The organism is Xanthobacter sp. BG11Y11_SDJG (assembly GCF_057364445.1).
Genome location: NZ_JBNFNU010000806.1, coordinates 1 through 752, shown reverse-complemented (window position 1 = coordinate 752; position 752 = coordinate 1). Strand labels below are relative to the sequence as shown.

The 752-nt window shown below is 71.3% G+C and carries 2 protein-coding genes; both read right to left on the bottom strand.

Going from position 1 to position 752, the window contains the following annotated elements; genetic code table 11:
• Nucleotides 1-101 precede the first annotated feature (101 nt).
• Complete coding sequence (locus AC2W7M_RS26655; protein WP_486136210.1) at nucleotides 102-497, bottom strand: GntR family transcriptional regulator; 396 nt, start codon at nucleotides 495-497, stop codon at nucleotides 102-104.
• On the bottom strand, nucleotides 455-752 hold a 298-nt coding region (locus tag AC2W7M_RS26650), incomplete at its 5' end, for a GntR family transcriptional regulator (protein WP_486136208.1). The genes AC2W7M_RS26655 and AC2W7M_RS26650, both read right to left, overlap by 43 nt.

The following is a 752-nucleotide window of genomic DNA, read 5'->3' as shown; positions in this document are numbered from 1 at the left end:
CCGGCGATGGCCTCAGCCCGGGGGCGCCGCTCTCGTCCACCTCGGCACCGGCGATGCCGGCAGCCTCCAGCACGGCCGACACCGTCTCTCCCCCGTGCGGATCAGGTGCGCCGCCACACGCGCCGCGCCGCCTCGGCGTCGCGGGCGTGCAGCGCCGCCATCAGGGCCGTGTGCTCGCCCACGGATTCCTCCCAGCGGAACGGGTCGATGATCGCCATGTAGCGGCCGCGACGGGCGCGCAGCATAAGGCTTGCATGGGTGGCGATGAGGATCGGATTGTCGCTGGCCCGCACCACCGCGTCGTGGATCAGCGTGTTGAGTTCGAAATAGGGATCCTTTTCCTGGCGATCGTAGTGAGCGCACATGCGCATATGCAGATCATCGAGCCGCGCCAGTTCGTCGGTGCCCATGCGCTGGGCGGCGAGCTCGGCCGCCAGGCTCTCCAGCCCGGCGATCACCTCGAACAGCCGTGCCGCCTCCTGGGGCGTGAACGACATGATGCGCGCGCCCTTGTTCTGGGAATTTCCACCAGGCCTTCCGCCTCCAGCAGCTTCAGCGCCTCGCGCAGCGGCGTGCGGGAGACGTCGAGGCTCTGGCACAGGCTGCGCTCGACGATGCGTGCGCCGGGCGGCAGCGTGCCGCGGATGATCTGGTCGCGCAGCAGGTCCGCCACCTGCCGGGCGAAGGGCACCCGGCGCGAGAGCGGCGCGGGCTTCGGGGCCGGGGTCTTGCGGGAAGCCTCGGCGCTCGGC